Genomic DNA, 21,551 nt, shown 5'->3' on the forward strand with positions numbered 1-21,551 from the left:
TGTTAATGATCTATGCCGCAGCGCTGGAGTGACTGAAGAGACCTTGAAGTGCCATCTTGGCAGTTCGCCGTGCCTGAAAGCAGATTCTCGGTGTACACAAATCGGCGGCAGGCCTGACGGAAATGTCCGTCGTCAGATAATTTGAGACCGATCAGGCATTTCGTGAAGGGAGGCTCTGGCTCATCAGGGTTAGAGTTTAAGCGGCCTGCAGTTGATGCTGCAAGCGGCGGTTTGCGATAGTGGCAAGCTTGATGCGTTTTCGTTCTGCGAGGAACGTCTCCGCTCGACCAAAGTAGACGTCGGCCGGCGTGAGGTTTTTGATGCTCTCATGATAGCGGACGTGATTGTAGTGCTCGACGAAGGCGCCGATCTGGCGTTCGAGATCCCCGGGCAGATAATAGTTGTCGAGCGGAATGCGGTTCTTCAGGGTCTGGTGCCAGGGCTCGATCTTGCCCTGGGTTTGCGGGTGATACGGTGCTCCTCGCACGTGCTGCATGCCCTTGTCTCCGAGCCAGTCTGCCAGATCGCCTGCAACATAAGACGCGCCATTGTCGCTGAGCAGCCTCGGCCGGTGCGCAACGGTGATGTGATCAAGGTCCGATGCCGTAAGCGCCTGGTCGAGCGTGGCAGTGACGTCGGAAGCGCACATCGTAGGACCGAGCCTCCAGGCCACGATGTAGCGCGAGAAGTCATCGAGCACGGTCGAGAGGTAGTACCAGCCCCAGCCAGTGATCTTGAGGTAGGTGAAGTCGGTCTGCCAGAGCTGGTTGATGGCGGTGGTCTTGTCCTTGAACTCGTTCGCCGCCTTGATCACCACATAGGCCGGGCTGGTGATCAGGTCATGCGCCTTCAACAGCCGATAGACCGAAGCCTCCGAGACAAAGTACTTTCTCTCGTCGGTGAACCGCGCGGCCAACTCCCGCGGCGAGAGTTCGGGAAGCTCCAGCGCCAGGTCAATGATCTGGCGGCGGACATCGTCCGGAATGCGATTCCAGACGCGGTCCGGTCGGGAGCGATGATCAGCCAGCGCTTCAGGCCCGCCATTACAATAGCGATCATACCAGCGGTAGAATGTGGCTCGCGGGATGCCGAGTTTGTCCAGCGTGCGCTTGGCCGGCAGGTGTGACTGCTCGACCAGCTCGATGATCTCGGCCTTCTCGGATGCGGGATATCTCATGCCTGGTCTTCCCCATCCCCGTTCATGCTTAATGAGATGGCTCGCCCCGGCTCCCTCCTGCGATGATGTGGGAAGGAAAGGTCCAACTGAAGGAGAGCCAGATGCCAGCTCGTCGTCCCGTTGCCGCCGCGATCTATGGAGTTGATCTAGGCAAGACGCGTTTTGATGTGATTGCTAGCGATTCAGCAGGTAAGCCAGTCCAGCGGGTCAAGCTGGGACGCGACACGATCCTCCGGTTTTTCGAAGCCGCGTCGCCTGCGCTCATCGGCATGGAAGCCTGTCCGGGCGCTCAGTGGCTGGCAAGAAAGCTGGCTGCGATGGGACACACGGTCAGGATCATTCCGGCCCAGTTTGTGAAGCCTTTCCTCAAGTCCAACAAGAATGACGCTCGTGATGCCGAGGCGATCGCCGAAGCCGTCGTTCGTCCGACGATGCGCTTTGTCGAAATCAAAACCCAATCTCAAGTCGATTTGCAGGCGCTGCACCGGGTGCGGGACCGCATTGTCTCCAACCGCACCCAGCTCATCTGCCAGATGCGCGCATTCTGCCTCGAGTACGGCATTGCGATGCGACAGGGAGCCGGCGTTTTCAAGATCGACATCTCCCGAGTCATCGCCGACGAAAGCAACGACCTGACGCCGATGATGCGCGCCGTTCTGAAGGAGCTCTGGGATGAATTCGTGCTCGTCGATACCCGGCTGGCTGCAGTGACCCGGCAGGTCGAAGCGATTGCCGAACGCCTGGATGCCGCCAGGAGATTGATGAGCATCCCCGGCATTGGTCCGCTTGGTGCTACCGCGCTGCTGGCTGCAGTTGGTGATGGCGGTCAGTTCCGAAAGGCGCGAGACCTGGCGGCGTGGCTGGGGCTTGTCCCGCGACAGCACTCGACCGGAGGCAAGACGACTTTGCTCGGCATCAGCAAGCGAGGGAACCCTTATTTGCGCAGGTTGATCATCCATGGAGCCAGGTCCTGCGTCGCTCATCTCAACCGCGAGCGGGACAGGCTTGGTAGCTGGCTGGATCAGCTCGAACAGCGGGTGCACAAGAACAAGGTGATCGTCGCCTTGGCGAACAAGATCGCCCGGATGGTGTGGGCTGTGCTCACCAGGCCGGGTAATCTCTACGAACGCGTCGACCCGGCTCACTCCTGAGGCACGCGTTCTCTCGAAGTTGCGGGGTACAAGAGTGATGTCGAAACAGTCGATCCGCGTGTCGTAAGCCCTATCTAAAAAACGGGCATCACGGCCCGTACGATTTAATGGGAACGATGCGCGCGCATCTCATCATGGCCTGGCTGCAACAGCAGTCCACTCGCGAGAGGCCGGATACATTTACGCAAACTGCGTTCGACAGCAGTCAAGAACCCTTGCAACGCCGGGGCGGACCATACATTTTTTAAGCAGACGGTTCTCCAGGGTGAGATCGGCAACGACCTCCTTCAAGGCAGTAGCCTCACGGCGAAGATCCTTCACCTCGCCAGGTGTTGCGGCTCGCGCAGTGTCACCGGCCAATCGGCGTTTGCCGGCCTCCAGGAACTCCTTGGACCAGCCGTAATACATCGAGGCGGCGATGCCTTCGCGGCGGCACAGCTCGGAGATGTTCTCCTCACCTCGCAGTCCTTCCAACACGATGCGGATTTTCTCTTCGGCCGAATACTGCCGCCGCGTCTGGCGCCGGATGTCCTTCAGCACTTGCTCTGCCGGCGCTTTGCCTGGTCCGGATTTCTGTCTCATCTGCACTCCTTACGGCTACGATGAACCAGAAATCCTCCCTTCGTGAAGTCCCTCAATTTGTCTCAGGGGTGCTGACGGCGAACACTGACGGAAGCTCTCCGGCGTCTTCTGCTCCCCAAAGCCGAACACGTCGACGCCCTGCTCGCGGATGCGGGCCGCAAGCCGCGTAAAATCGCTGTCCGATGACACAAGACAAAATCCACCGAACCGACCACTGTGAAGCAGGTCCATTGCAACGATGACCAAGGTGATGTCGGACGCATTCTTGCCTGTCGTAAGGCAAACTGTTGTTGCAGTATGATGGCGTGCTTGGACAGCGTCTCGGTTTGGCCGACAGCGTCACCGCGCCATCCACCGAAGTGAACGACGCGGCCAGTCTGAGGGCCTCTCACGAGGCTGGCCGAGCACTACGACACGACGATACTGCCGACCCGCAGCCGCAAGCCGCGCGACAAGGGCAAGGTTGAAGGCGCGGTGCTGATCGTCGAACGCTGGATTCTGGCGCGGCTGCGCCATCGCCGGTTCTTCAACCTGACCGATCTCAATGCAGCGATCGGCGATCTGCTGGAGGAGTTGAACAACCGGCCAATGCGGCATATCGGCAAATCCCGCCGACAGGTGTTCGAGGAGATCGAGCGCCGCGCGCTGGCGCCGCTGCCCAGCGCGCCGTTTGAGTATGCCGAATGGAAAACGGTCAGGGTGCACCCCGATTACCACATCGAGGTCGACAAGGACCTTTTACTCGGTGCCGCACCGGCTGATCGGTCGGCGGGTCGATGTACGTCTCACCTATCGGGCTGTCGAGATCTTCCAAGACCATGCGCGGGTCGCCTGCCATGTGCGCCGTTCCCAGCACGGCGGCCACTATCGTCCGGGAAGGAAGGGCCTCGCCCACGAGCCGCACCACACCCTTGCCGGGGTAGCGCCATCAGCATTGGCCAGACCGAGAATTCCCCGGCTGCGGTGCGTCGGGCCCAGGTTTCTGAGATCGCCTCCTGGACTTTCGATCGCCGCGCCTCGTAACAAGATGGCGGCGAGCACCACGCTGGCTTGTCCATCACCCATTGCGGTGCAGGCTTCATTCCAGGCGCTGGGCTGATGCCGAGCAAGGGGCGCACGGTCGATGCCGCAATAAGAGCAATATGATAAGATCCTGAGGTGCGAATACCGCCGCGCGTAGTCGGCGATATGGGACAAACTTCGATCAACTCCGGATAGGAATTGCACCATGCAATCGAGGCCGGTCGGCGGCGGCTGTCTCTGGCACGCCCGGTCCTGGTCCCGGCTCGGATGGGCTCGGCCTCAGGGGTTGAATTCGGAATATCTTCGGCTGACAAGTTTGGAGGGCCGGGTTGTCCCTCGACCAACATAAGCAAAATCACATACTTAACACCACGCCAGATACTCGGTTTGGTAGCAATTGTGTCGGTGTCGGCTGATTTTTCTAATCGCGGCGCATTAATCCGCTCAGATGCCAGCACACTCGCAGCAGAGAAAACTCGAATACCCACCGCAACAGCTCGGCATTTGGTTCCGTCGAACCCGCCACCGAGCGCAGAAGCAAGCCTCACGGCAATGTGAAAGCCGATCAAGGAAGTTGCAGCAACGAGTAGAAGCGCTTTCCCTGTAGTCACGTTACCGACCTGAGCGCGCATGTTCTCTTTCGCTCTCGGGGAACTGCCCGCAAGGGACGTATTGGGCCGAATGGCAAAAGGAAACGTGAGCTCAGCGTTTCGTGTGAGGCGGAACAAAATGCCTAATGCGCCGACAGACCCCGGGCGTCTATCATCGAGCCAATCCCTTGGGGATTCGGTCACGCCTCGCGAACTGGATATCGTGAAAGTGGCGGCCGCGCTAGTGTCGGGCGGGGTTCTGCTTACAGGCCTGTATTACGGCCGCCAAATACTCATACCGCTCGCGATCGCGTTCCTGATCACGTTTGCTCTGAATCCGCCGGTCACATGGCTTGCCCGGCTCGGTCTGCCGAGACTGCTCGCGACGAGCCTCGTCATGGTGACGGTCGTGTGCGCTCTGGTTGGACTAGGGACCATTCTCGGCACACAGGTCCGTTCGATCGCGGTCGAATTGCCGGCCTATCAATCGACGATACTGACAAAATTGGCGGATCTGCGCCAAAACCTCAAAGCACCGGGCTTGTTCGACGGCGTTCTGAAAATCTTTGAACGCGTCCAGAAAGAGGTCGAGTTAAAAGACGACAGACCTGCGGAAGGCTCCCCCCTCCCACAGCGAGTGGAAATCGTCCCCGAACCGCAAACGCCGTTTGAGCAGGCATTCGCGTGGCTTGTGCGGTCAGCGGAGCCTCTGGCCACGTCCGGCATCATCTTGATCTTCGTCTTTCTGGCGCTGCTTGATAGCGCTGACCTTCGCGACCGGTTTCTGCGCCTATTGGGAGGGAACTTCCATCGCTCGACTGATGCGATTCAGGAGGCTGGCGCGCGGATCAGCAGATACCTTCTGATGCAGTTGCTCGTAAACGTCAGTTATGGCGTCCCGCTGGCTACCGGCCTCTGGATCATCGGTGTACCAGGCGCCCTGCTATGGGGCGCCGTGGGCGCGATCATGCGCTTCGTCCCCTATATCGGCCCGCTGATTGCTGCGATTTTTCCAATCGCGCTCGCGTTTGCTGTCGACAGCGGCTGGAGCATGCTGCTCTGGTCCGTTGCGCTGATCGTCATGCTCGAGTTGATAAGCAGCAACATTGTCGAGCCCTTGCTCTATGGTTCCAGCACCGGCCTGTCGGCCATATCGCTGATCGCCGCGGCGACACTATGGACAGTGCTTTGGGGGCCCCTGGGGCTCATCCTCTCCACTCCCCTTACGGTCTGTTTGCTGGTTCTCGGGCGCAATCTGCCGCAGCTGCGCTTCCTCGACACCATGCTCGGCTCGACACCTGCACTGGATATTCCGGCCCGCATCTATCAGCGGCTGATTGCAAATGACGCCGACGAAGCTGTCGAGATTGCAAGCACCGAGATCGAAAAGTCTTCGGTCGTATCATTCTACGATGCAATCGGCATTGAAGTCCTTCGGCTGGCAAGCGAGGACTATCTCCAGAACGCAGGCGCCGAGCACCGCCTGCGTCTGGCAAGCGGAATGGATACACTGCTCGACGACCTGAACGATCAATTCCCCTCCTGCCGGAGGCCGGAGGCAAGGCCCAGGGTCCTATGCATCGGAGGAAAATGGGAGATTGATGCCATCGCCTGCGAGATGCTCGCCCATGCGCTCGCTTTCGAAGGGATCGCCGCGGCTTCCCAACCCGCTGCTAGCGTCAATGCCGACTATCTGGCCAAGCTCGACCTAAAGGGCGCGGACATTGTCTGCCTTAGCTACCTTACGCCGCATCCAGCTATCCCCGCTCGCCACGCCTGCCGGCGTCTGCGAAGACGATGGCCTAATCTGCGCATTGTCCTTGCGCTATGGAACGCGCCGCCGGAACTGCTGACCGACGAATCCCTTTCAGCGCTCAAAGCCGATACTGTCGTGACTTCGGTTGAGGAGGCGGTTCGTCGTATTCACCGCATCATCGACCCCGAAGAAGCCAGGGTAGCCCAAAATGCCACCGTGCCTGACAACGACGCAGAGCGTGTCGACGCGCTGAAAGCGACCGCGGTCTTGAAGGGTGATAAACGTGAAGCTCTGGATGCACTCGCCAAGCGTGCCGCCGACGTATTCAACACCAGCGTTGCCGTGATCACCGCTATCGATAAGGGTCGCGAATACTTCGTCGGACAGAGTGGAAAATTGCCAGACGCCATCACCGATAATGCAGGCACGCTGCTGCCGATGGACCGCGATCACGCAATCTGCAACTACGTAGTAGCCAACGACGAGACGCTAGTCGTTTCGGATATCGAGCGCGACCCGCGCTTTGCCGATAACGAGACGATCGAGCAATGGAACATGCGCTTCTACGCCGGTTCGCCGCTCCGCGCAGCCGACGGTCTGATAATCGGAGCGCTGTGCATTCTCGACTCCAAACCCCGCACCCTGGAAGACAATGAGGTCGCATTGCTCGAAACGATGGCCGCCGATGTCGTAGCCACCATTACAACGAGTGATGCGGACAAAGAAGTGTCGTTGAAGCCAGCCCGGACTACCTCATCTGCAACGGTCGGGCAGGAGGTGCACCATTAACGTGAGCACCGCATCGACACTTCGTCCCATCAAGCAGGGTATGCGGGCCAGTTGTAACTAGAATAATCATGTACGTTCGATAGAACGGCCGGAAACCAGATCGATAGTACGACCGAGGATGGCTTAGATTCAAGACGATTGGCTAGGCTAGTTGAGGAAGAACAAACCTCGTTGAGAATGGCGCGGCGGCTCCATTCTGATCATTGACGTCGCGAGCAGTCAGTCAGGAACATATGGAACCATTCAGCGAATTTTCTTTGACTTTGGAACGTCGCTGAACAGGCGTTGTTATTAGCTCGGACAATGCAAATACAAGGAGGTTTCTATGCAAAGGCTACTTTTGACGTCTGCGGCTGTGACGGTTTTGGTCACGGGAACGACCTTCGCACTGGCGCAAGGTACCGGCGCCACACGGGAAGTCCCCTCTGCAGGGGCGACGACCCAGCAAAATATGCAATCGCCTTCGTCGCAGCACGGAACCGCCGTCTCCCCCGGAACTGCGAAGGACCAAAGTGAAAAGTCATCGGAATCGAAGAGGTCATCAGATCCCGAGATGAAATCAACGCAGTCCGATGAAAAAATGCAGCGCGGTAAGGACCAAAATCAAAGTGCACAGGAGAGGAAAGCTTCGGACAAGATGAAGGACCAGAAATCCGCTCAGGAACACAAAAAATCCAAGAACACCGAAAATGACCGCGCTATGGATGATGCCAAAAGCCCGGAGAGAAAATCGCAAACCACCGGTCAGGCAGGCGCTAGTGCAAAGCTCTCTACTGAACAGCGCACTGAGATCACCAACGTTATCCGAGAACAGAAAATTCAACCCGAGACGAATATCAATTTTTCAGTGTCAGTTGGAACACGGGTTCCTCAAACAGTGCACTTCCACCCGCTTCCTGCTACGATTGTCTCGATTTATCCAGACTGGCGCGGATATGAATTTTTCTTGGTTCGCGACCAAATTATCGTGGTAAATCCACGAACGTTCGAGATCGTCGCCATACTTGAGGCTTGAAACGCTGCCTAAAAAAAGTCCGTCGACGTTGTCGGCGAACTTACCTTCTAGCTCCGTGGCCAGTCCAAGCGCGATGTCTGAATAACTGCGTGGCTCGACGATCACGTTTTGAATTGGCGTGATCGAATTCGATGATCAGGCTTTCCCGGCCGAAGCCGCAGATGACACACAGAGAATTTGGAAGTCGCCGCTCATCGAAAGTATCAAGCCGTCACTCGCGCGGAGGCTTGAGCACCAAGATATACACATGGCCGGGCGGCGTGGGTGGTGTCACGTGCGGTTCGCGCTGAACGGGGCCAGAAGCCGAGGTGCGCGGTGGATGCTTTTGGCCCCATTCGCTCAACTCGGCAATGATGGCATTGCTGTCGAAGGCCTTGTCGGCGATGCCTCAAAGGCGAGTCCGTCGATCAGCGGAACAACGCCCCGTTCCGCGCCAATATGTTGGGAAGCGCCAGTATGTTGGGATCAGAAGCAACGCGCGGCGTCCAGAACTACCCGCGCACAGGTCTCATTATCATTAGACACCCCTCGATACGCCGCCTTCAATGGATCGTCGTCACCCAGATTCCTCGTATTTTGGTCGTCATGCCCGCCTTGGAACGGCCGATGGTCTGACACTCCGTTTCCTTTTACGCCCTGTCCGTGGCGGTGGACCTTGATGATGGGCGTCGACCATTTCGTATTCGATGTCAGGCGTGTCAGAGCAGGCCTCGAAAAGCCCGGCGAAAACGTCCGATTTGACCCAGTCGCGGTAGCGCTTGGAAATCGTGTTCCAGTTTCCGAATACCGGAAGATTACGCCACGGCTTCCCTTCCGCACGAGCACCGCTTCCACAAGTCAGGGGTGTCGCTATCGCTCTGCACAGGGTCGGTAGGCGCTACGGGACGCCGAAAACTGTCCGTCCGTCCCCAAACCGGCTAATTCCATTGCGCCCTTACATCTTTGGCAGCTTTGCCAAGGTGGATGCGGTCATCAACGTTCTCAACCCAATCGAGCGGAATGAAATGATGCTTACCGTCCGGCGAGTCGCCCTTCGTTAACTTGATTTTGTTCGCCCCCTCTATGTGGTCAACCTTTCCGATCGTCTCACCATCGGAAGCCACCACTACCATGTGTTCCCTGACCTGTTCCGCGCTGATCATTGTGAAATCTCCCTGTGAATTCTCTTGCGCTGATCTTCCTAAAACAAGCGGGAAAGGGATTTGTTCAAGCCAGCGGCGTTATTATTCACTTGCCATGCGCGGGATCGTGCACGAAACGCCTAATCGCTGGCAACCGTCACCGTGGAACCCGCGGCCGCGAGCTACGTTTGAATCCGCTAGGATAATTGCGACATAGCTGTACGAGGGACGTCCTCACGATCAGACCTCGGGCTTTCTGTCGACTGGCCGACATCCACCACGCGGCACCGCATGCCGATCGACCAAGCAAGGTAACCTCCTCAGGGAACCTAACTCTGTTCGAATGGTTTCCTTCTTCAACGAAGCAATTGCAAATTTAACAATGCAATAGCAAAGGCCATTCGTGCTGAGGAGGATTTCAAATGTCAATCGGCACTATAATCTTGATTATTCTTGTGATCGCTTTACTGGGCGGCTTCAGTGGAATTGGCGGCGGCCCATTCTACGGCACCGGTTATTATGGCGGCGGCGGCCTCGGCGTCATTATCGTTATCCTCCTGATCCTCCTCCTGCTCGGGAAAATCTAGCTAAGGAACCTCTGAGCAACGTCACTTTTTCTGAAGCAGTCGCAACAGGTTTGCGCTGGCGGTGAAGGGTTCTTTGTTTGCACCTGCCGCGGGCGGCAATCGTCCGGCGACTTTGTCAAGCGGACGCAAGTGTCCTGCGGGCAAGGAATAGGTTTGCGAGAGCGAGCAACGCGAAGACCTGTGCGCCGTTTTTGGCGATGCCGCGATAGCGAACCTTTGCGATAGCCGAACTGGCATTTCATCACCCGGAACACGTGCTCGACCTTGGCGCGGATTTTTCCGAAGCGGCGATTGCGGCGGCGTTGCGATATCGACAGGGGGCGCCCGGGCTTCGCTTTCGCCTTCACGGCCCACAGAACGCCCGCTGCTTCCGCCTGTCGTTGTTTGCGGTCGTTGGCATATCCCTTGTCGCCATACACCGCACGATCATCCTCGCGGATCAGATTGTCCATGACCTTGGCGTCATGCACACTGCCTGTGGTCACGCCTGCGGTGTGCACGAGCCCGCTTGTCGCATCGACACCGATGTGGGCCTTCATGCCAAAGTACCACTGGTTGCCCTTCTTCGATGAGCGCATCTCGGGGTCGCGCTTCTGTGCCTTGTTCTTCGTCGATGGCGATGCCGCGATCAGCGTCGCGTCGATGATGGTGCCGCCACGCAGCAGAGCACCGCGAGTCTCCAGAAACTCTGCAATCGCGACGAATATCGCCTTCGTCAACTCGTGACGCTCCAGCAGATGCCGGAAGTTCAAGATGGTCGTCTCATCGGGAATTGTGTCGCGTCCGAGCTCCAGACCCGCGAACGTGCGCATCGAGCAAATGTCGTAAAGGACTTCTTCCGCGCCGGGATCAGAGAGGTTATACCACTGCTGCAAGCAATAAATCCGTAGCATCACGGCCAATGGAAATGGTCGCCGACCGCCACTCGGACCAGCCTTGGGATAATGCGGCTCGATCAAAGCTTCGAGCGCGACCCAAGGCACCACGGCTGCCATCTCAGCCAAAAACGCATCTCGCTTCGTGCGCTTCTTCTTGGCCGCATAATCGAGCGACGCGAAACTCAGCTGGGCCATCCGAGCGCCTCCCCGAATCAATGATCGAAGAGTGCCATAGTCGCCAAGTTGTTCAGAGCTTCCCTAACCGTGAAGAAGTGGGATTTTTGACGCTTGGTTCCTACATCGCGCCTGCCCTGCGGCGAATTCATCTTAATTCGCGCCCCGTCCCGCCACCGGAATTGTGAAGTCCGACTATGCTTTGAGCGAATGCTTTGAGGAATAAATGCAGCATTTCCCTGGTCGCGTCGGGATCGGTGTAGGAGCTAGCTGGACTGCCGCCCGACCATGCGTGTCCGGCACCATGAATATCCCAGTGTTCGGACATAGCCGACCCGTCTCCGTCGGTAAGGATGGTGCGGGTATCGCATGGCCGTGCGGGACTCGTCCGCGCAGCACCTTTCTGGTCGGACTGGTTACTTTGGCGACTGAATCCGGTCGCCGTTATTGGGATGCACCGTAGTGTCATTGGGATGCACGTAGTGTCGCGATCGCCATGGAAAACGATGGTCGGTACGGAAGAGCCGGCCTTCCCAATTGCGCCGGACCCGTTTCCCTGTCGCATCGCGACGAACGCGGATGGAAGATCGCTGGCGGCGTCGCAGGCTAGGCCGGAATGAATGCCGACAGATGCGTAGAGGTCGGGATACGTCGCGCCCATGATGGCGGCGACGGCCCCGCCGGCCAACAGACCCGCGACGGAGACGCACTTCGGATCAATCGCATAGTCCCGCATGATATGGCAGTGATGCGGGCGATCAGCGCGGGTGCGCCCCCCCCCCCGCCGCTGGTCGCCCGAGCGGAATCAGTTCCAGCACTTCGCGTGGTTGGCTCCGCTCGGCTGTTCGGGATAGACCACGAAGCAACTCTGCTCGTCCGCCAGGAAGTTCGTCCGGGTGCCGGCGGCGAAATCGTCCGGCGAGTGGGTGTAGCCGCATGACGACCGGAAGCTGTTGTCCCTGACAACGGCTCGGGGTGAACAGCTTGTAGCTCCGGCTTCCCGCCGCGGTGCTGAAGGTACTCCTCTCGATGAACTTCGTGCCATCGGGCACGATATCCGACGTGGACGGCGGAGCGCGTCCGATCGGGCCTCGCCGGCCGAACCCGGAAAACTTCCTCATGCCGTCGCGCAGCGTGGGACGGTTTGAGCCCTTGAGTAGACGCAGCCTAGAGCATCGGGTAGTCAATTGAATCCGTATCCTGCGGCTTTGAAGTAGTTTGAGCACTCTTGCGGAGAGAAGAGCGCGCAGATGTTGCCGATGGCTTTCCAGAGAGCGTCGATGGTTCTGGCTGCGGCGGCTCGCAGATGAGCTTTCAGTTTTGCGAAGGCCATTTCGATGGGATTGAGATCCGGGTTGTAGGGCGGCAGGAACAGGAGCCACGCGCCCCGTGCGCGGATGGCTTTTCGGCCTTCTCGCTCTTGTGGATGGAGAGATTATCCAGGATGACGACATCACCGGGCCTGAGGGCGGGCGCGAGTTGGGTGTCGACATAGGTCTCGAAGATGATCCGGTTCATTGGGGCATCGATAACCCAGGTAGCGACGAGGCCATCGCACTTGAGGCCTGCTACGAAGGTCTGCGTTCCGGTGCCTTGAGCGACCGCTATGCGGTCCTCATTGGACGCTTAGGCCAAGGTCATTCATCGGCGCGGGCCGTGGCCAAGCTTCGAGGCCGTTGAGGTCGCGACGTTGACCCGGGTTGATGGGTTCAACAATCGCCCGCTGTTGGAGCGCGTTGGCAACATCCCGCCAGCCGAAGCCGAGGAGCGCTATTACGCCACGATCGAAGAGCCGGCCATGGCTTGCAGGCCGCGGCTGCTCTGGCGCGGGTTCTCTCATGCGCGGCTCCGCGGTACGAACCGCAGTCCTTCACAAGGTCAGCGCAGCATTCAAATTCGCTGTTCACAGAATTGCGCGTTTGGAACCGGACAGATCCTTCTGCTGCGGACTTACAAAAGGATAGTATTCATCGACGGCCTTGCTGCGGGCTGGATCCGACCAGCTCCAATTGCTTTCGGTATCATACTTCGGGGCTCCTTTCAGCTGATCCGTGGTTACGCTGGTCAGGTAGCCGCCAAGCCCGGTGTCATATGTCAAGGAGTGCCAAGGCAGCGGGTAATGGTCGTCCCCGATGCCAAGAAATCCGCCGAAACCCACTACGGCGTAGACAACTTGTCCGCTGGTCTTTTCAATCATGAGGCGCGCGATTGTACCGACCTTCTTGTCCTCGGCATCATAGACAGCCGTCCCCTCGACTTTATCGCTAGCGATCAAGTTGATGGTTTCTCTCACTTCAAAGGCCATGCAGTCCTCCTAAGTCAGGATGAAAACGCGACTGGTGTCACAAGCGTTCCAGCACGGGAACGGGTGCGCATGACACACCTCCGATTGTCCAACCGACGCACAGCGATATCGTTCCGGAGACCGCGGTTCACCACCCATAAGATTTATCGACTGCGCAATGCCGCTCCTCTTTTTCACCGGAGTATTAACGGCAGCTCGGCGCGCCGGCTCCTAGGCGGGCAGATGCCCTGCAAGAGCAAGTAAGTAAGCAGACCAAATCAGACAGGTGTGTGGGCCTGTTTGGCTGTCTCATGGCCCGGGCAGAGATTCCCGGCATGATTCAGGAACCTCGGCTGCGGGCCGGAATTGATGCAAAGGAGTGCGAAGCCGCAGAGCGGTAGCGGAGACTCCATGTCGGTTGGCGCCGATACAGAGCGACCGGGATGCGATGGATCGAGAGGGCATCAGTTATATGGGACTGCGCAATATGCAGCAACTGATCACGGAATATTGCCGAGATCATCAAAGCGATGCTCCACGCCAATCTCACGCTTAATGTCGAAGAACGGCGCGTTGGTACGATCATTCTGATCTATAGCAACGGAACCCGCCCGGCGGGCCCACCCATCTGAGGGACCGCGTTGAAAACCGCACGCGATTTCTTATCTGGCTCGACCGTTGTTTTCGAATACCCCTCGGGGAGCCGACCGCATACCTTGGGGGACTTTGGCCGTGCGGGCTTTGACCATCTCACTCCGCTGTTTGCTACCATCAAATGCACAACGCCGCACGGTGGAGTATGGGGATGCAACTTCGTAGAGACGTTCCAACCTCGTCCTAATCCCGACGGACGCGCCAAACGGCGGTCGTTCTCCTCACCTCTCATTCTGCAATCGAAACCTCGCGTAGTCGAGGGACGGGCATAAAGGTCATCGACGGAGCTGTGCGGAATTTGGGTATGTGTCTCTCATCCGGCGTCAGAACTTGATTTATGCAGCCGCTTTTAAATTAGTCGTAACCTCAACGGGCCATCAACCCATCAGTGGCCAAAGAACAACCACAACAGAATGATTACCGGAATAGGCACTCCAATCAGCCAGAGCAGAAGTCCTCGTCCCATTGTAGCCTCCATTAAACCCTCATGTGAGTTGAACGCAGAGGGGAATATCTAGTTCCTCCGACTTCAGATACCGGTTTGCCCTAGGGTCAGGACCCGTAAAAGTGTTGGCCTAGTCAGCGCGTTGTGATTCACGTCCCCCGAAGGGGAGCAGGGATGAATCGCGATCAGTTCTGGCTGACAGACGTGCAGTTTTCGAAGATTGAACCCCACCTGCCGACCGATACGCGCGGCAAAGCGCGCGTTGATGATCGGCGTGTGATCAGCGGTATCGTTCAAGTGCTGAAGTCGGGCGGCCGCTGGGTCGATGCATCGTTCGACTACGGGCCGAGGAAGACGCTCTATAATCGCTTTGTTCGGTGGGCGGAAAAGGGTGTGTGGACGGACGTTTTCCACGCGCTCGCGCGGGCCGGTGGACCGCCAGCGCAGGTTTTGATTGATAGTTCAGCCGTCAAAGCGCACCGCTCGGCTGCGGGAGGAAAAGGGGGGAACGAAATCAGGCCATCGGTCGCTCGCGCGGCGGTCGCACGACGAAAATCCACGCGCTGACCGACGCTCAATGTCGTCCGCTCGCCTTTATGCTCACCGGCGGCCAGGTCGCAGATTGCACAGCGGGCGCAGTGCTGCTCGAAAGTCTTCCGGATTGCGACATCTTGCATGCCGACAAGGGGGTACGACGCCAACGCGATCCGTCAGCAAGTCGAGGAGCGGGGCGTGATGCCGAACATCCCGCCAAAGGCAAATCGCAAATGGAAGAACTGCTTTTCGCCGTTTCTCTATCGCAACCGGAACGCCATCGAGCGCATGTTCTGCCGGCTGAAAGACTTCCGCCGCATCGCAACCCGCTATGATCGAAATGCCGCGAACTTTCTCGCTGCTGTCTGCATCGTAGCAACCGTCACCTACTGGTTATGAGTCCGGACCCTAATCAACAACAACCCGCCCGATGTATCGGGCGGGTTGTCTAGGCTGAAAGCTTGGTCGCTCTTAGTTGCAGTCGCGATCGATGATGACCTTGCGATAGGTTTCCTATTTAGTCGGGCCATGATTGGGTGCCGTACCAGTCATCAACTTCTTTCTTGATCTGATCTTTCTGGTAGCCGTACCGCTGCTGCAGTTTACCTTCGAGCTGCTCACGCTTCCCAGCGATCTGATCGAGGTCATCGTCGGAGAGCTTGCCCCACTGCTCCTTCACCTTGCCCTTGATCTGCTTCCAGTTTCCTTCGACACGGTTCCAGTCCATTGCTAACACTCCTTTGATTGCACGGAAGAACCGGCGTCAGCATGGTTTTGTTCCGCGACTTTTTCTGGCAAAAGACAACAAAATGTCCGCCGGTTTCCTCAGCGGGCCACGTCGGGATCTATGCGGGATGCCTAACCGGTCCCACAACAAAGCGTTCGCCCAAAGTTGTGGGTCGGCTCCGGCTTCTACCGCTCGACCTCATATCACGACGTCAATGGCTGAGTTCCGGAAAGATTCGGATGATAGCGCCCCTGAGTTCTTCGAGATCGTAAGGTTTCCGTAACGCGATCTCGTTGCGATATCCATCGACAAGACCTTCAAGACCATATCCGCTGGCGAACACAAAGGGGATGCTGCGCTGGCGCAGGATGTCCGCAACGGGAAAGGATGGCGTGCCCGCCACATTGATGTCGAGGATCGCGAAGTCGATGCTTCTTTCGCGGGCGACCACCATCGCAGCCTGAATGCGGGTGCAAGGTCCGACGATCTGATGTCCCATACCGGTCAGCGCATCTTCAAGATGCAAAGCAACCAGAAACTCATCCTCGACGATCAGGATGCGTTTTGCCGTCCGATCGGTCATCAAGTCCACCCATGCCATGGTGTCCGGCGGGCATCGGTGCATCGATCGTGCAAACAAGGCCGGAGGACTCATAGGCAACGTGGACTTTGCCGCCAAGTTCCGCCGCCAACACGCGCTCGATCATGAGGGAGCCAAAGCCTTGACGATCGGGCGGCACAACTTTCGGGCCGTCCTTCTCTTTCCACTGCAACATCCAGTGGCGACCGTCGCCTTTATCTGGAAGGGTCCAGGCAATGACGACGTAGCCCTCTTCGTTCGACAGCGCGCCGTACTTGGCGGCATTGGTGCACAATTCGTGCAGCGCCATGGCAATCGCAAGCGTCGGACTCGGCGCAAGATGAATATTCGGACCTTCGATCCGGAAACGACCTTGGCTGCTGGCATGCGGCTTGACCGTGTCGGAGACGATCTCCGCGAGGTTCGCCCCGGTCCAGTTCTCCCGCGTCAGAACATCGTGCGCCTTCGCGAGATTGATCAGCCGCGATCCGAACGCCTCGCGTGCGTCCTCGATCGTTGCGGCGTGACCGAGTGTCTGGGACGCAATCGATTGGATGACCGCCAGCGTATTCTTGACGCGATGGTTGAGTTCGCCCATCAGAATGGTCCGATGCTCGTCCGCGCGCCGCCGCTCGGTCATGTCTCGCGCGATCTTGGACGCTCCGAACACTCTTCCCCGGGAGTCCTTGAGCGGCGAAATGGTCAATGACGCCCAAACCTGACTGCCGTCCTTGCGCTGACGGATGGTTTCGTAGTGTTCGATGTGATCGCCGGCTCGAATGCGGCCGAGTATCTCGGCCTCTTCGCCGTGGCGATCCGGCGGGATCAGCGTCATGATAGATTTGCCGACGATTTCCTCGGCCGTATAACCGAACAGGCGTTGTGCACCCTTGTTCCAACTGGCGATGATACCGTCGAGATCCTTGCTAATGATCGCGTCGTCCGAAGATCGGACGATCGCGGCGAACTGCTCCGCAAGCACCTCGGCGCGCTTGCGCTCGGTGATGTCCACCAGCATGTTCACCGCTCCGATGACCGCACCGGAGGCGTCCCGAAGCGGCGTCGGACCGGAGCGCGGCCCCATAGCTCGGCAGCGGCGGGGTTGTAAGAGGTGATCAATCCTTTAGCATCCGTTGTGTAGACCGCGCCCGGCAACGCTTCGATCAGGTCTTTCAGATGCTGTTCGCCTTGCCGGATCGCGCGCTCGCTCTCCCTGCGGGCGGTGACGTCCTCGATGGCCAGCAGGATCAGAGCCTGACGGCCGCCTTCCCGCGTAAGCTTGCGGGCATTGAGCAGCATGCGCTTCCGGCCAATGTCGCGGAAATCGTGTTCGACCTCGAAATCGGTAATCGTCCGGTCCTTCGACAGCACTTTCTCCAGAAGCGTTCGCAGTCGCGGGATGTCCCACTCCCCGTCGCCGAGTTCATAAACAAGGCAACTCTCGGTGTTCTGCGGTCGAACACGAAACTGGTCATAGAAGGCGCGATTGGCGGACTGCACCCGCAGATCTCCATTCAGAACGAGCAACGGCTGCCGGATCGTTTCGACGATGCTCTCGGCATAGATCCGTGCTTCGTCAGCGGCGTCGGCGGCGTGTTTCCGATCGGTGATGTCGCTGAACGTGACGACGACCCCCGCGATGTGGTTATCCTGCGTTCGGTAGGGAAGCATGCGCCGTAGATACCAGCGTCCCGCATCGCTCGGCACCTCGGCCTCGATCACGGTGAGCTTGTTGAGCACTGTTTCGGCATCGGCAAGCAGGTTCTCATCGGAAAATTTGCGCGCGAAATGCGCAATCGGACGGCCGATATCGGGCGCGACCAGATCGAACAGCTCCCTAGTCGCGGGTGCGAACCACCTGATGCGGAATTTCTCATCGAGGAACAAGGTCGCGGTTTCCGACCCCGCCAGCAAGTTGGTGAGGTCGTTGGTGGCGGCTTCCAGTTCGCCGATCTTGTGCTGAAGCTGATTGTTGACGGTGTTGAGTTCTTCGTTGAACGACTGAAGCTCCTCCTTCGAGGTCTCCAGTTCCTCGTTGGTGGACTGAAGCTCCTCGTTCATCGAGGTCGCTTCTTCGTTCGACGCTTTCAACTCCTCGTTGGCGGTTTCCAGATGCTCGATGGTGTTGCGCAATTCGGCGCGGGTCGAGACCAATTCATCCTGAAGCGCCTGCTCGCTCGCGGACGTGTCGGCGACGTCCTCGCGGAGAACCCTCGCCCCAACCGGCTCGGATGCGGGTAGGCCCGGAGCGAAACTGACGAGCAGAAAGCTGCTGTCACGCGAGGACGCCGGCAGCGGCACGACCGTCATCGCGACAGTCCGGGCCGTGTTGCCGTGCCGGATGTGGGCGTCGACCGTGACACTGCCGGTTCCCTCTGAAGCCTCTCGGATTGCGCCGCGAAGTTTCAGGGCCAGGCCATTGCGGGCCATGCGCAACAAATCCCGCGTCGGCTCGCCCGGCGGCTGCTCCAGATAATCCCGCGTCGCGCCGTGAAAATACAGCACGCGGCCTTTTTGGTCGATCAACACCGACGCCGGGGCGTAGCGCTCCAGCAGCACGCGCCGCGCCGTCTCGGTCACCGAGGCGTTGGCTGGCTCGACGAGCGGCGGTTCAGCCCTCTCGCGTGGCTCGACGGGTCGGCGCGCTGTTGGCGGATAATCGATCAGGTCGTGCCGGGTCGAGCCTTCCCGGCGATAGATCCGCCATTTCTTGGACACGGTCTCGAACAGGTCGCCGTGCCGCCCGACCGTTTCAGCATTGCCAAGAAACAGATGGCCACCCTGGCGCAAGCCGAAATGACAAAGCGCGACGATGCGCTGTTGCCCCTCCGGTTCAAGGTAGATCAGGCAATTGCGGCACGAAATGAGATCCAGCCGTGAGAACGGCGGGTCGCACAGCAGATTCTGTTGCGCGAACACGACCATGTCGCGAAGCTCCTTGCGGACCTGAAAGGAGCCATCGAGCTTCTCGAAGAAGCGCTGCAAACGTTCCGGCGGAAAGTCGGCCGTGGCGGCGGCTGGATAAACGCCGTCGCGCGCCTTGCGCAGATTATCCTCCTGGGCATCGGTCGCGAACACCTTGAGGTCGAACCGCTTCCGGGCCACCTCCGCCCGCTCCGTCACCAGCATGGCGATGGAATAGGCCTCCTCACCGGTGGCGCATGCCGGAACCCAGATCCGGATCGCGGCGCCGGAATCGCGCGCCGCGACGAGCGGGTCGATCACCGATACGGTGAGGGCATTCCACGCCTCAATGTCGCGAAAAAACCCGGTGACACTAATCATCAGGTCCGCCACCAGGGTGCGGACTTCATCCGGATTGGCGCGCAACTCCTCCAGATAGCCGTTCAGCGTCCCGATGTTTCGGAGTCCCATCCGGCGGTGAATGCGCCGACGCTGCGTGCTGCGCTTGTAGCTGCCGAAGTCGTGTCTGGCGCGGGCTCGCAACAGTTCCAGAACTTGTTCGATGGTTGCCTGATCGTCCGGCGACGCCGGTCCCGGTTCGGCCGGTGCGGCGACATAACCATGGCGCGTGTAGGCAATGATGGTCTCCGGCATCTTTTCCGGAGCCAGAACGTGATCGGCCATATCCGCCGCGATCGCGCTTCGCGGCATGCCGTCGAATTTCGCGGTCTCAGGCGTCTGCACCAGGCTCATGCCGCCCTCGGCCCTGACCTCCTTCAATTCATCGGTGCCGTTGCTTCCGGTCCCGGAGAGCACGACGGCAATCGCCCGTTCGCGCTGATCCACGGCAAGCGACTTGAACAGCACATCGACCGGATGGCGGTGACCACGGGCTTCCGACGGTTTGGACACCTGCAGCCGACCGTTGCGCACCTCCAGATCGGTATCGGGCGCGATCACATAGACGTGGTCGCGATCGATCTGCATTCCGTGCTGGATCTGCGCGACCGGCATCGCCGTGCGGGCGGCCAGAATGTGCGCCATCTCGCTTTCGCGATCCGGATCGAGATGCAAAACGACCACGAACGCGCAACCGCTATCGCTCGGCATGGCCTCGAAGAAGCGGCTAAGCGCTTCGATGCCGCCCGCCGATGCGCCGATGCCGACGACGGTCGGCGATGGTCCCGCTTGGTCTGCGCGTTCGGTTGTGCGAGATTCTGCTTTCACCAGGTCCTATCCTCTCGCGACGTCCTGACGAGACGCGTATTACCCGATCAGCCTGTCGTCGCCTTGGTTGTATCATTTTCAGAATTCGACAGAAATTGAATTCAGAACTCCTATCGCGGCGCAACAATGCGAGAGACGCCCAGGATCGTCCCTTTGCGCGCCGATATCACGTTTAGGCAAGGCAGGACCGACGAGCATGTCAAGCAAAGCGAGGTGAGCTGGATATCTTTTTGTCGTTGCGGAGCCACCCAGCGCCGCGATTGGCTCCCCGATCTGTTCCAGCGGCGGTTGGAGGGTTTACTCACGCGCGGCAGTCACAAAATATTTCTTCTTCATTTCACCGGTGTTCGAATTGCTAACGTGGCGCGCCCCGACTGCGGGCGCGACCGCGCGAAAATCGCTGAACATTTTGGCGGTCGCACGAGCAGGCATAACGTGAGCAGAGTCGAACCGCCGATTCGTTCCGCTCCATGCCGTTAAATAATTCACTGGCGTCCCGAAGATTGGGACAGCAAACTCTGCCCCTCAGCGTCCGGCCCCTGAGTAATCATCGGTGATCGAGAACGCCGGTTGCGCTCCCGCCTCCCTCGAAGCAAAAGGAGCAGTGCCGTGCAGCAGATCGATCTCCCACTCCAAGGTCTTTCTGAACTTGCAGCTGACATCCGCGAAAAGATCAGCTCTCTTCCTTATGGACTCGAGCGACACACAATGCTGAAAGCAATCTGGCAGAGCGATGACGTCGCAAAACTTGAGGAATGGGTAAGTTCACTGGGATTGCAGCTGCCAAAGTAAAGGTCGCACTTCCTCGCTCAGAGCAGATCCTGCTCAGTGAGTAGCAGACCGATCTTCCGGATCAAGATACAAAAAGGCGCGGCTACTCGCGCTCACTTTGTCGAATTTAGGAGCAACGTGCGGAAATCCTACGGCATCTCATATTTGCGGCGACGCGACGGTCCTTCTTGAGATCGCTCCGCACCAGCCCGGCCGTCGGAGACATGGCGTGCCGCTGCAGACATAGCGATGCGCGAGGCCTTCGTTGATCAGAACATTGCCGACATCCCGCCCGTCAACGGTCAGCACGCCGCGAGCTGCCGCTCGGAATCGCAATGAGCCAGATCATCTTTTTCCGAAATGTCGAAGCCGACCAGGCGATATTGATCGCCGCCTGATGCGACGTTATCTCCCTCGATCACGCGGAGGCCACCGAACGGAGCTCGCAGGATCTGAGTCGCTACCGGCAAGCGGTCGGTGAGGATGGCGAGGTCGAAGTGTTATTGCAGCACAGGCCACTGTCGATCGCCGCCATAACGGTGTCGCAAACGACAACAGGCAAGTTGACCGGCGTCTGCCATC

At 58.8% G+C, this 21,551-nt stretch carries 15 protein-coding genes and 9 pseudogenes; 10 read left to right on the forward strand and 14 right to left on the reverse strand.

The window, feature by feature from the left end; translation table 11 throughout:
• Window positions 1–38: 38 nt before the first annotated feature.
• Both NHAM_RS29455 and NHAM_RS21205 read right to left on the reverse strand, forming a co-directional pair.
• A pseudogene (locus tag NHAM_RS29455) lies at window positions 39–122 on the reverse strand (NYN domain-containing protein); the annotation flags it as partial.
• A gap of 74 nt (window positions 123–196) precedes the next feature.
• A pseudogene (locus NHAM_RS21205) lies at window positions 197–1,207 on the reverse strand (IS3 family transposase); the annotation flags it as partial.
• Window positions 1,208–1,278: 71 nt separating this feature from the next.
• Here NHAM_RS21205 and NHAM_RS21210 point away from each other — a divergent pair.
• A complete protein-coding gene (locus tag NHAM_RS21210; protein ID WP_011504961.1) occupies window positions 1,279–2,328 on the forward strand; it encodes an IS110 family transposase in 1,050 nt (349 codons plus the stop codon).
• A gap of 240 nt (window positions 2,329–2,568) precedes the next feature.
• Here NHAM_RS21210 and NHAM_RS21215 read toward each other — a convergent pair.
• Window positions 2,569–2,910: pseudogene (locus NHAM_RS21215) on the reverse strand (transposase); the annotation flags it as partial.
• Between the two features lie 84 nt (window positions 2,911–2,994).
• Window positions 2,995–3,242, reverse strand: a pseudogene (locus NHAM_RS25605) (NYN domain-containing protein); the annotation flags it as partial.
• A 64-nt stretch (window positions 3,243–3,306) separates the two neighbouring features.
• Here NHAM_RS25605 and NHAM_RS25610 point away from each other — a divergent pair.
• Window positions 3,307–3,886: pseudogene (locus tag NHAM_RS25610) on the forward strand (Mu transposase domain-containing protein); the annotation flags it as partial.
• On the opposite strand, the gene repC reads toward NHAM_RS25610, so the two are convergent.
• Window positions 3,775–4,140: a replication initiation protein RepC gene (gene repC / locus NHAM_RS29460; protein ID WP_430707714.1), complete on the reverse strand. Its 366-nt coding sequence runs from the start codon at window positions 4,138–4,140 to the stop codon at window positions 3,775–3,777. The pseudogene NHAM_RS25610 and the gene repC overlap by 112 nt on opposite strands.
• 522 nt (window positions 4,141–4,662) lie before the next feature.
• Here repC and NHAM_RS21225 point away from each other — a divergent pair.
• Both NHAM_RS21225 and NHAM_RS21230 read left to right on the forward strand, forming a co-directional pair.
• Window positions 4,663–7,068 (forward strand): AI-2E family transporter, encoded by a 2,406-nt coding sequence (locus NHAM_RS21225; RefSeq protein ID WP_011504959.1) that lies wholly within the window; start codon window positions 4,663–4,665, stop codon window positions 7,066–7,068.
• Window positions 7,069–7,393: 325 nt separating this feature from the next.
• Window positions 7,394–8,083 (forward strand): DUF1236 domain-containing protein, encoded by a 690-nt coding sequence (locus tag NHAM_RS21230; RefSeq protein WP_011504958.1) that lies wholly within the window; start codon window positions 7,394–7,396, stop codon window positions 8,081–8,083.
• 917 nt (window positions 8,084–9,000) lie between these two features.
• Here NHAM_RS21230 and NHAM_RS21235 read toward each other — a convergent pair.
• Window positions 9,001–9,225: a DUF2171 domain-containing protein gene (locus tag NHAM_RS21235; RefSeq protein ID WP_011504956.1), complete on the reverse strand. Its 225-nt coding sequence runs from the start codon at window positions 9,223–9,225 to the stop codon at window positions 9,001–9,003.
• 401 nt (window positions 9,226–9,626) lie between these two features.
• On the opposite strand from NHAM_RS21235, the gene NHAM_RS25625 reads away from it, so the two are divergent.
• A complete protein-coding gene (locus NHAM_RS25625; protein ID WP_011504955.1) occupies window positions 9,627–9,791 on the forward strand; it encodes a DUF3309 family protein in 165 nt (54 codons plus the stop codon).
• Between the two features lie 115 nt (window positions 9,792–9,906).
• Here the strand turns inward: NHAM_RS25625 and NHAM_RS21240 are convergent.
• From NHAM_RS21240 to NHAM_RS21250, 3 genes and pseudogenes are all read right to left on the reverse strand, one after another.
• A protein-coding gene (locus NHAM_RS21240) for an IS5 family transposase (protein ID WP_245270104.1) occupies window positions 9,907–10,864 on the reverse strand; the annotation gives its coding sequence in 2 pieces (ribosomal slippage) (window positions 9,907–10,008 and window positions 10,010–10,864; 957 coding nt in all).
• Between the two features lie 127 nt (window positions 10,865–10,991).
• A pseudogene (locus NHAM_RS25630) lies at window positions 10,992–12,006 on the reverse strand (extracellular catalytic domain type 1 short-chain-length polyhydroxyalkanoate depolymerase); the annotation flags it as partial.
• A 20-nt stretch (window positions 12,007–12,026) separates the two neighbouring features.
• Window positions 12,027–12,427 (reverse strand): annotated as a pseudogene (locus NHAM_RS21250) (transposase); the annotation flags it as partial.
• Between the two features lie 46 nt (window positions 12,428–12,473).
• Here NHAM_RS21250 and NHAM_RS27175 point away from each other — a divergent pair.
• A pseudogene (locus tag NHAM_RS27175) lies at window positions 12,474–12,647 on the forward strand (IS3 family transposase); the annotation flags it as partial.
• A 99-nt stretch (window positions 12,648–12,746) separates the two neighbouring features.
• Here NHAM_RS27175 and NHAM_RS21255 read toward each other — a convergent pair.
• Window positions 12,747–13,148 (reverse strand): PRC-barrel domain-containing protein, encoded by a 402-nt coding sequence (locus tag NHAM_RS21255; RefSeq protein ID WP_011504953.1) that lies wholly within the window; start codon window positions 13,146–13,148, stop codon window positions 12,747–12,749.
• Window positions 13,149–14,400: 1,252 nt separating this feature from the next.
• Here NHAM_RS21255 and NHAM_RS29465 point away from each other — a divergent pair.
• The 3 genes and pseudogenes from NHAM_RS29465 (at window position 14,401) to NHAM_RS29475 (ending at window position 15,159) form a co-directional block, all read left to right on the forward strand.
• Window positions 14,401–14,793 (forward strand): IS5/IS1182 family transposase, encoded by a 393-nt coding sequence (locus NHAM_RS29465; RefSeq protein WP_041359419.1) that lies wholly within the window; start codon window positions 14,401–14,403, stop codon window positions 14,791–14,793.
• A pseudogene (locus NHAM_RS29470) lies at window positions 14,790–14,969 on the forward strand (hypothetical protein); the annotation flags it as partial. The gene NHAM_RS29465 and the pseudogene NHAM_RS29470, both read left to right, overlap by 4 nt.
• Window positions 14,962–15,159 (forward strand): transposase, encoded by a 198-nt coding sequence (locus NHAM_RS29475; RefSeq protein ID WP_430707715.1) that lies wholly within the window; start codon window positions 14,962–14,964, stop codon window positions 15,157–15,159. The pseudogene NHAM_RS29470 and the gene NHAM_RS29475, both read left to right, overlap by 8 nt.
• Before the next feature lie 118 nt (window positions 15,160–15,277).
• Here NHAM_RS29475 and NHAM_RS21270 read toward each other — a convergent pair whose 3' ends face one another.
• The 4 genes from NHAM_RS21270 to NHAM_RS21285 all read right to left on the reverse strand — a co-directional run bounded on the left by NHAM_RS21270 (window position 15,278) and on the right by NHAM_RS21285 (window position 20,198).
• Window positions 15,278–15,487: a CsbD family protein gene (locus NHAM_RS21270; protein ID WP_011504952.1), complete on the reverse strand. Its 210-nt coding sequence runs from the start codon at window positions 15,485–15,487 to the stop codon at window positions 15,278–15,280.
• Between the two features lie 211 nt (window positions 15,488–15,698).
• A complete protein-coding gene (locus tag NHAM_RS21275; RefSeq protein ID WP_011504951.1) occupies window positions 15,699–16,070 on the reverse strand; it encodes a response regulator in 372 nt (123 codons plus the stop codon).
• Window positions 16,027–17,085: a sensor histidine kinase gene (locus tag NHAM_RS21280; RefSeq protein WP_198137067.1), complete on the reverse strand. Its 1,059-nt coding sequence runs from the start codon at window positions 17,083–17,085 to the stop codon at window positions 16,027–16,029. The genes NHAM_RS21275 and NHAM_RS21280 overlap by 44 nt, the downstream gene beginning before the upstream one ends.
• Before the next feature lie 2 nt (window positions 17,086–17,087).
• The gene (locus NHAM_RS21285; RefSeq protein ID WP_049769464.1) at window positions 17,088–20,198 is read right to left on the reverse strand and encodes a chemotaxis protein CheB; all 3,111 of its coding nucleotides are present in this window, start codon (window positions 20,196–20,198) and stop codon (window positions 17,088–17,090) included.
• Between the two features lie 609 nt (window positions 20,199–20,807).
• On the opposite strand from NHAM_RS21285, the gene NHAM_RS27180 reads away from it, so the two are divergent.
• A complete protein-coding gene (locus tag NHAM_RS27180) occupies window positions 20,808–20,990 on the forward strand; it encodes a hypothetical protein (RefSeq protein ID WP_157043818.1) in 183 nt (60 codons plus the stop codon).
• Window positions 20,991–21,551: the final 561 nt, after the last annotated feature.

The organism is Nitrobacter hamburgensis X14 (assembly GCF_000013885.1).
Lineage (GTDB): Bacteria > Pseudomonadota > Alphaproteobacteria > Rhizobiales > Xanthobacteraceae > Nitrobacter > Nitrobacter hamburgensis.

Bases quoted from the DNA above. Each gene is read 5' to 3' on its own strand.
- NHAM_RS21255 (WP_011504953.1), bottom strand. From the start codon at position 13,148: ATGGCCTTTGAAGTGAGAGAAACCATCAACTTGATCGCTAGCGATAAA.
- repC (WP_430707714.1), bottom strand. From the start codon at position 4,140: ATGGTGCAATTCCTATCCGGAGTTGATCGAAGTTTGTCCCATATCGCC.
- NHAM_RS21210 (WP_011504961.1), top strand. From the start codon at position 1,279: ATGCCAGCTCGTCGTCCCGTTGCCGCCGCGATCTATGGAGTTGATCTA.
- NHAM_RS29475 (WP_430707715.1), top strand. From the start codon at position 14,962: ATGCCGAACATCCCGCCAAAGGCAAATCGCAAATGGAAGAACTGCTTT.
- NHAM_RS21225 (WP_011504959.1), top strand. From the start codon at position 4,663: ATGCCTAATGCGCCGACAGACCCCGGGCGTCTATCATCGAGCCAATCC.
- NHAM_RS29465 (WP_041359419.1), top strand. From the start codon at position 14,401: ATGAATCGCGATCAGTTCTGGCTGACAGACGTGCAGTTTTCGAAGATT.
- NHAM_RS21235 (WP_011504956.1), bottom strand. From the start codon at position 9,225: ATGATCAGCGCGGAACAGGTCAGGGAACACATGGTAGTGGTGGCTTCC.
- NHAM_RS25625 (WP_011504955.1), top strand. From the start codon at position 9,627: ATGTCAATCGGCACTATAATCTTGATTATTCTTGTGATCGCTTTACTG.
- NHAM_RS21275 (WP_011504951.1), bottom strand. From the start codon at position 16,070: ATGACCGATCGGACGGCAAAACGCATCCTGATCGTCGAGGATGAGTTT.
- NHAM_RS21280 (WP_198137067.1), bottom strand. From the start codon at position 17,085: ATGCTGGTGGACATCACCGAGCGCAAGCGCGCCGAGGTGCTTGCGGAG.
- NHAM_RS21270 (WP_011504952.1), bottom strand. From the start codon at position 15,487: ATGGACTGGAACCGTGTCGAAGGAAACTGGAAGCAGATCAAGGGCAAG.
- NHAM_RS21230 (WP_011504958.1), top strand. From the start codon at position 7,394: ATGCAAAGGCTACTTTTGACGTCTGCGGCTGTGACGGTTTTGGTCACG.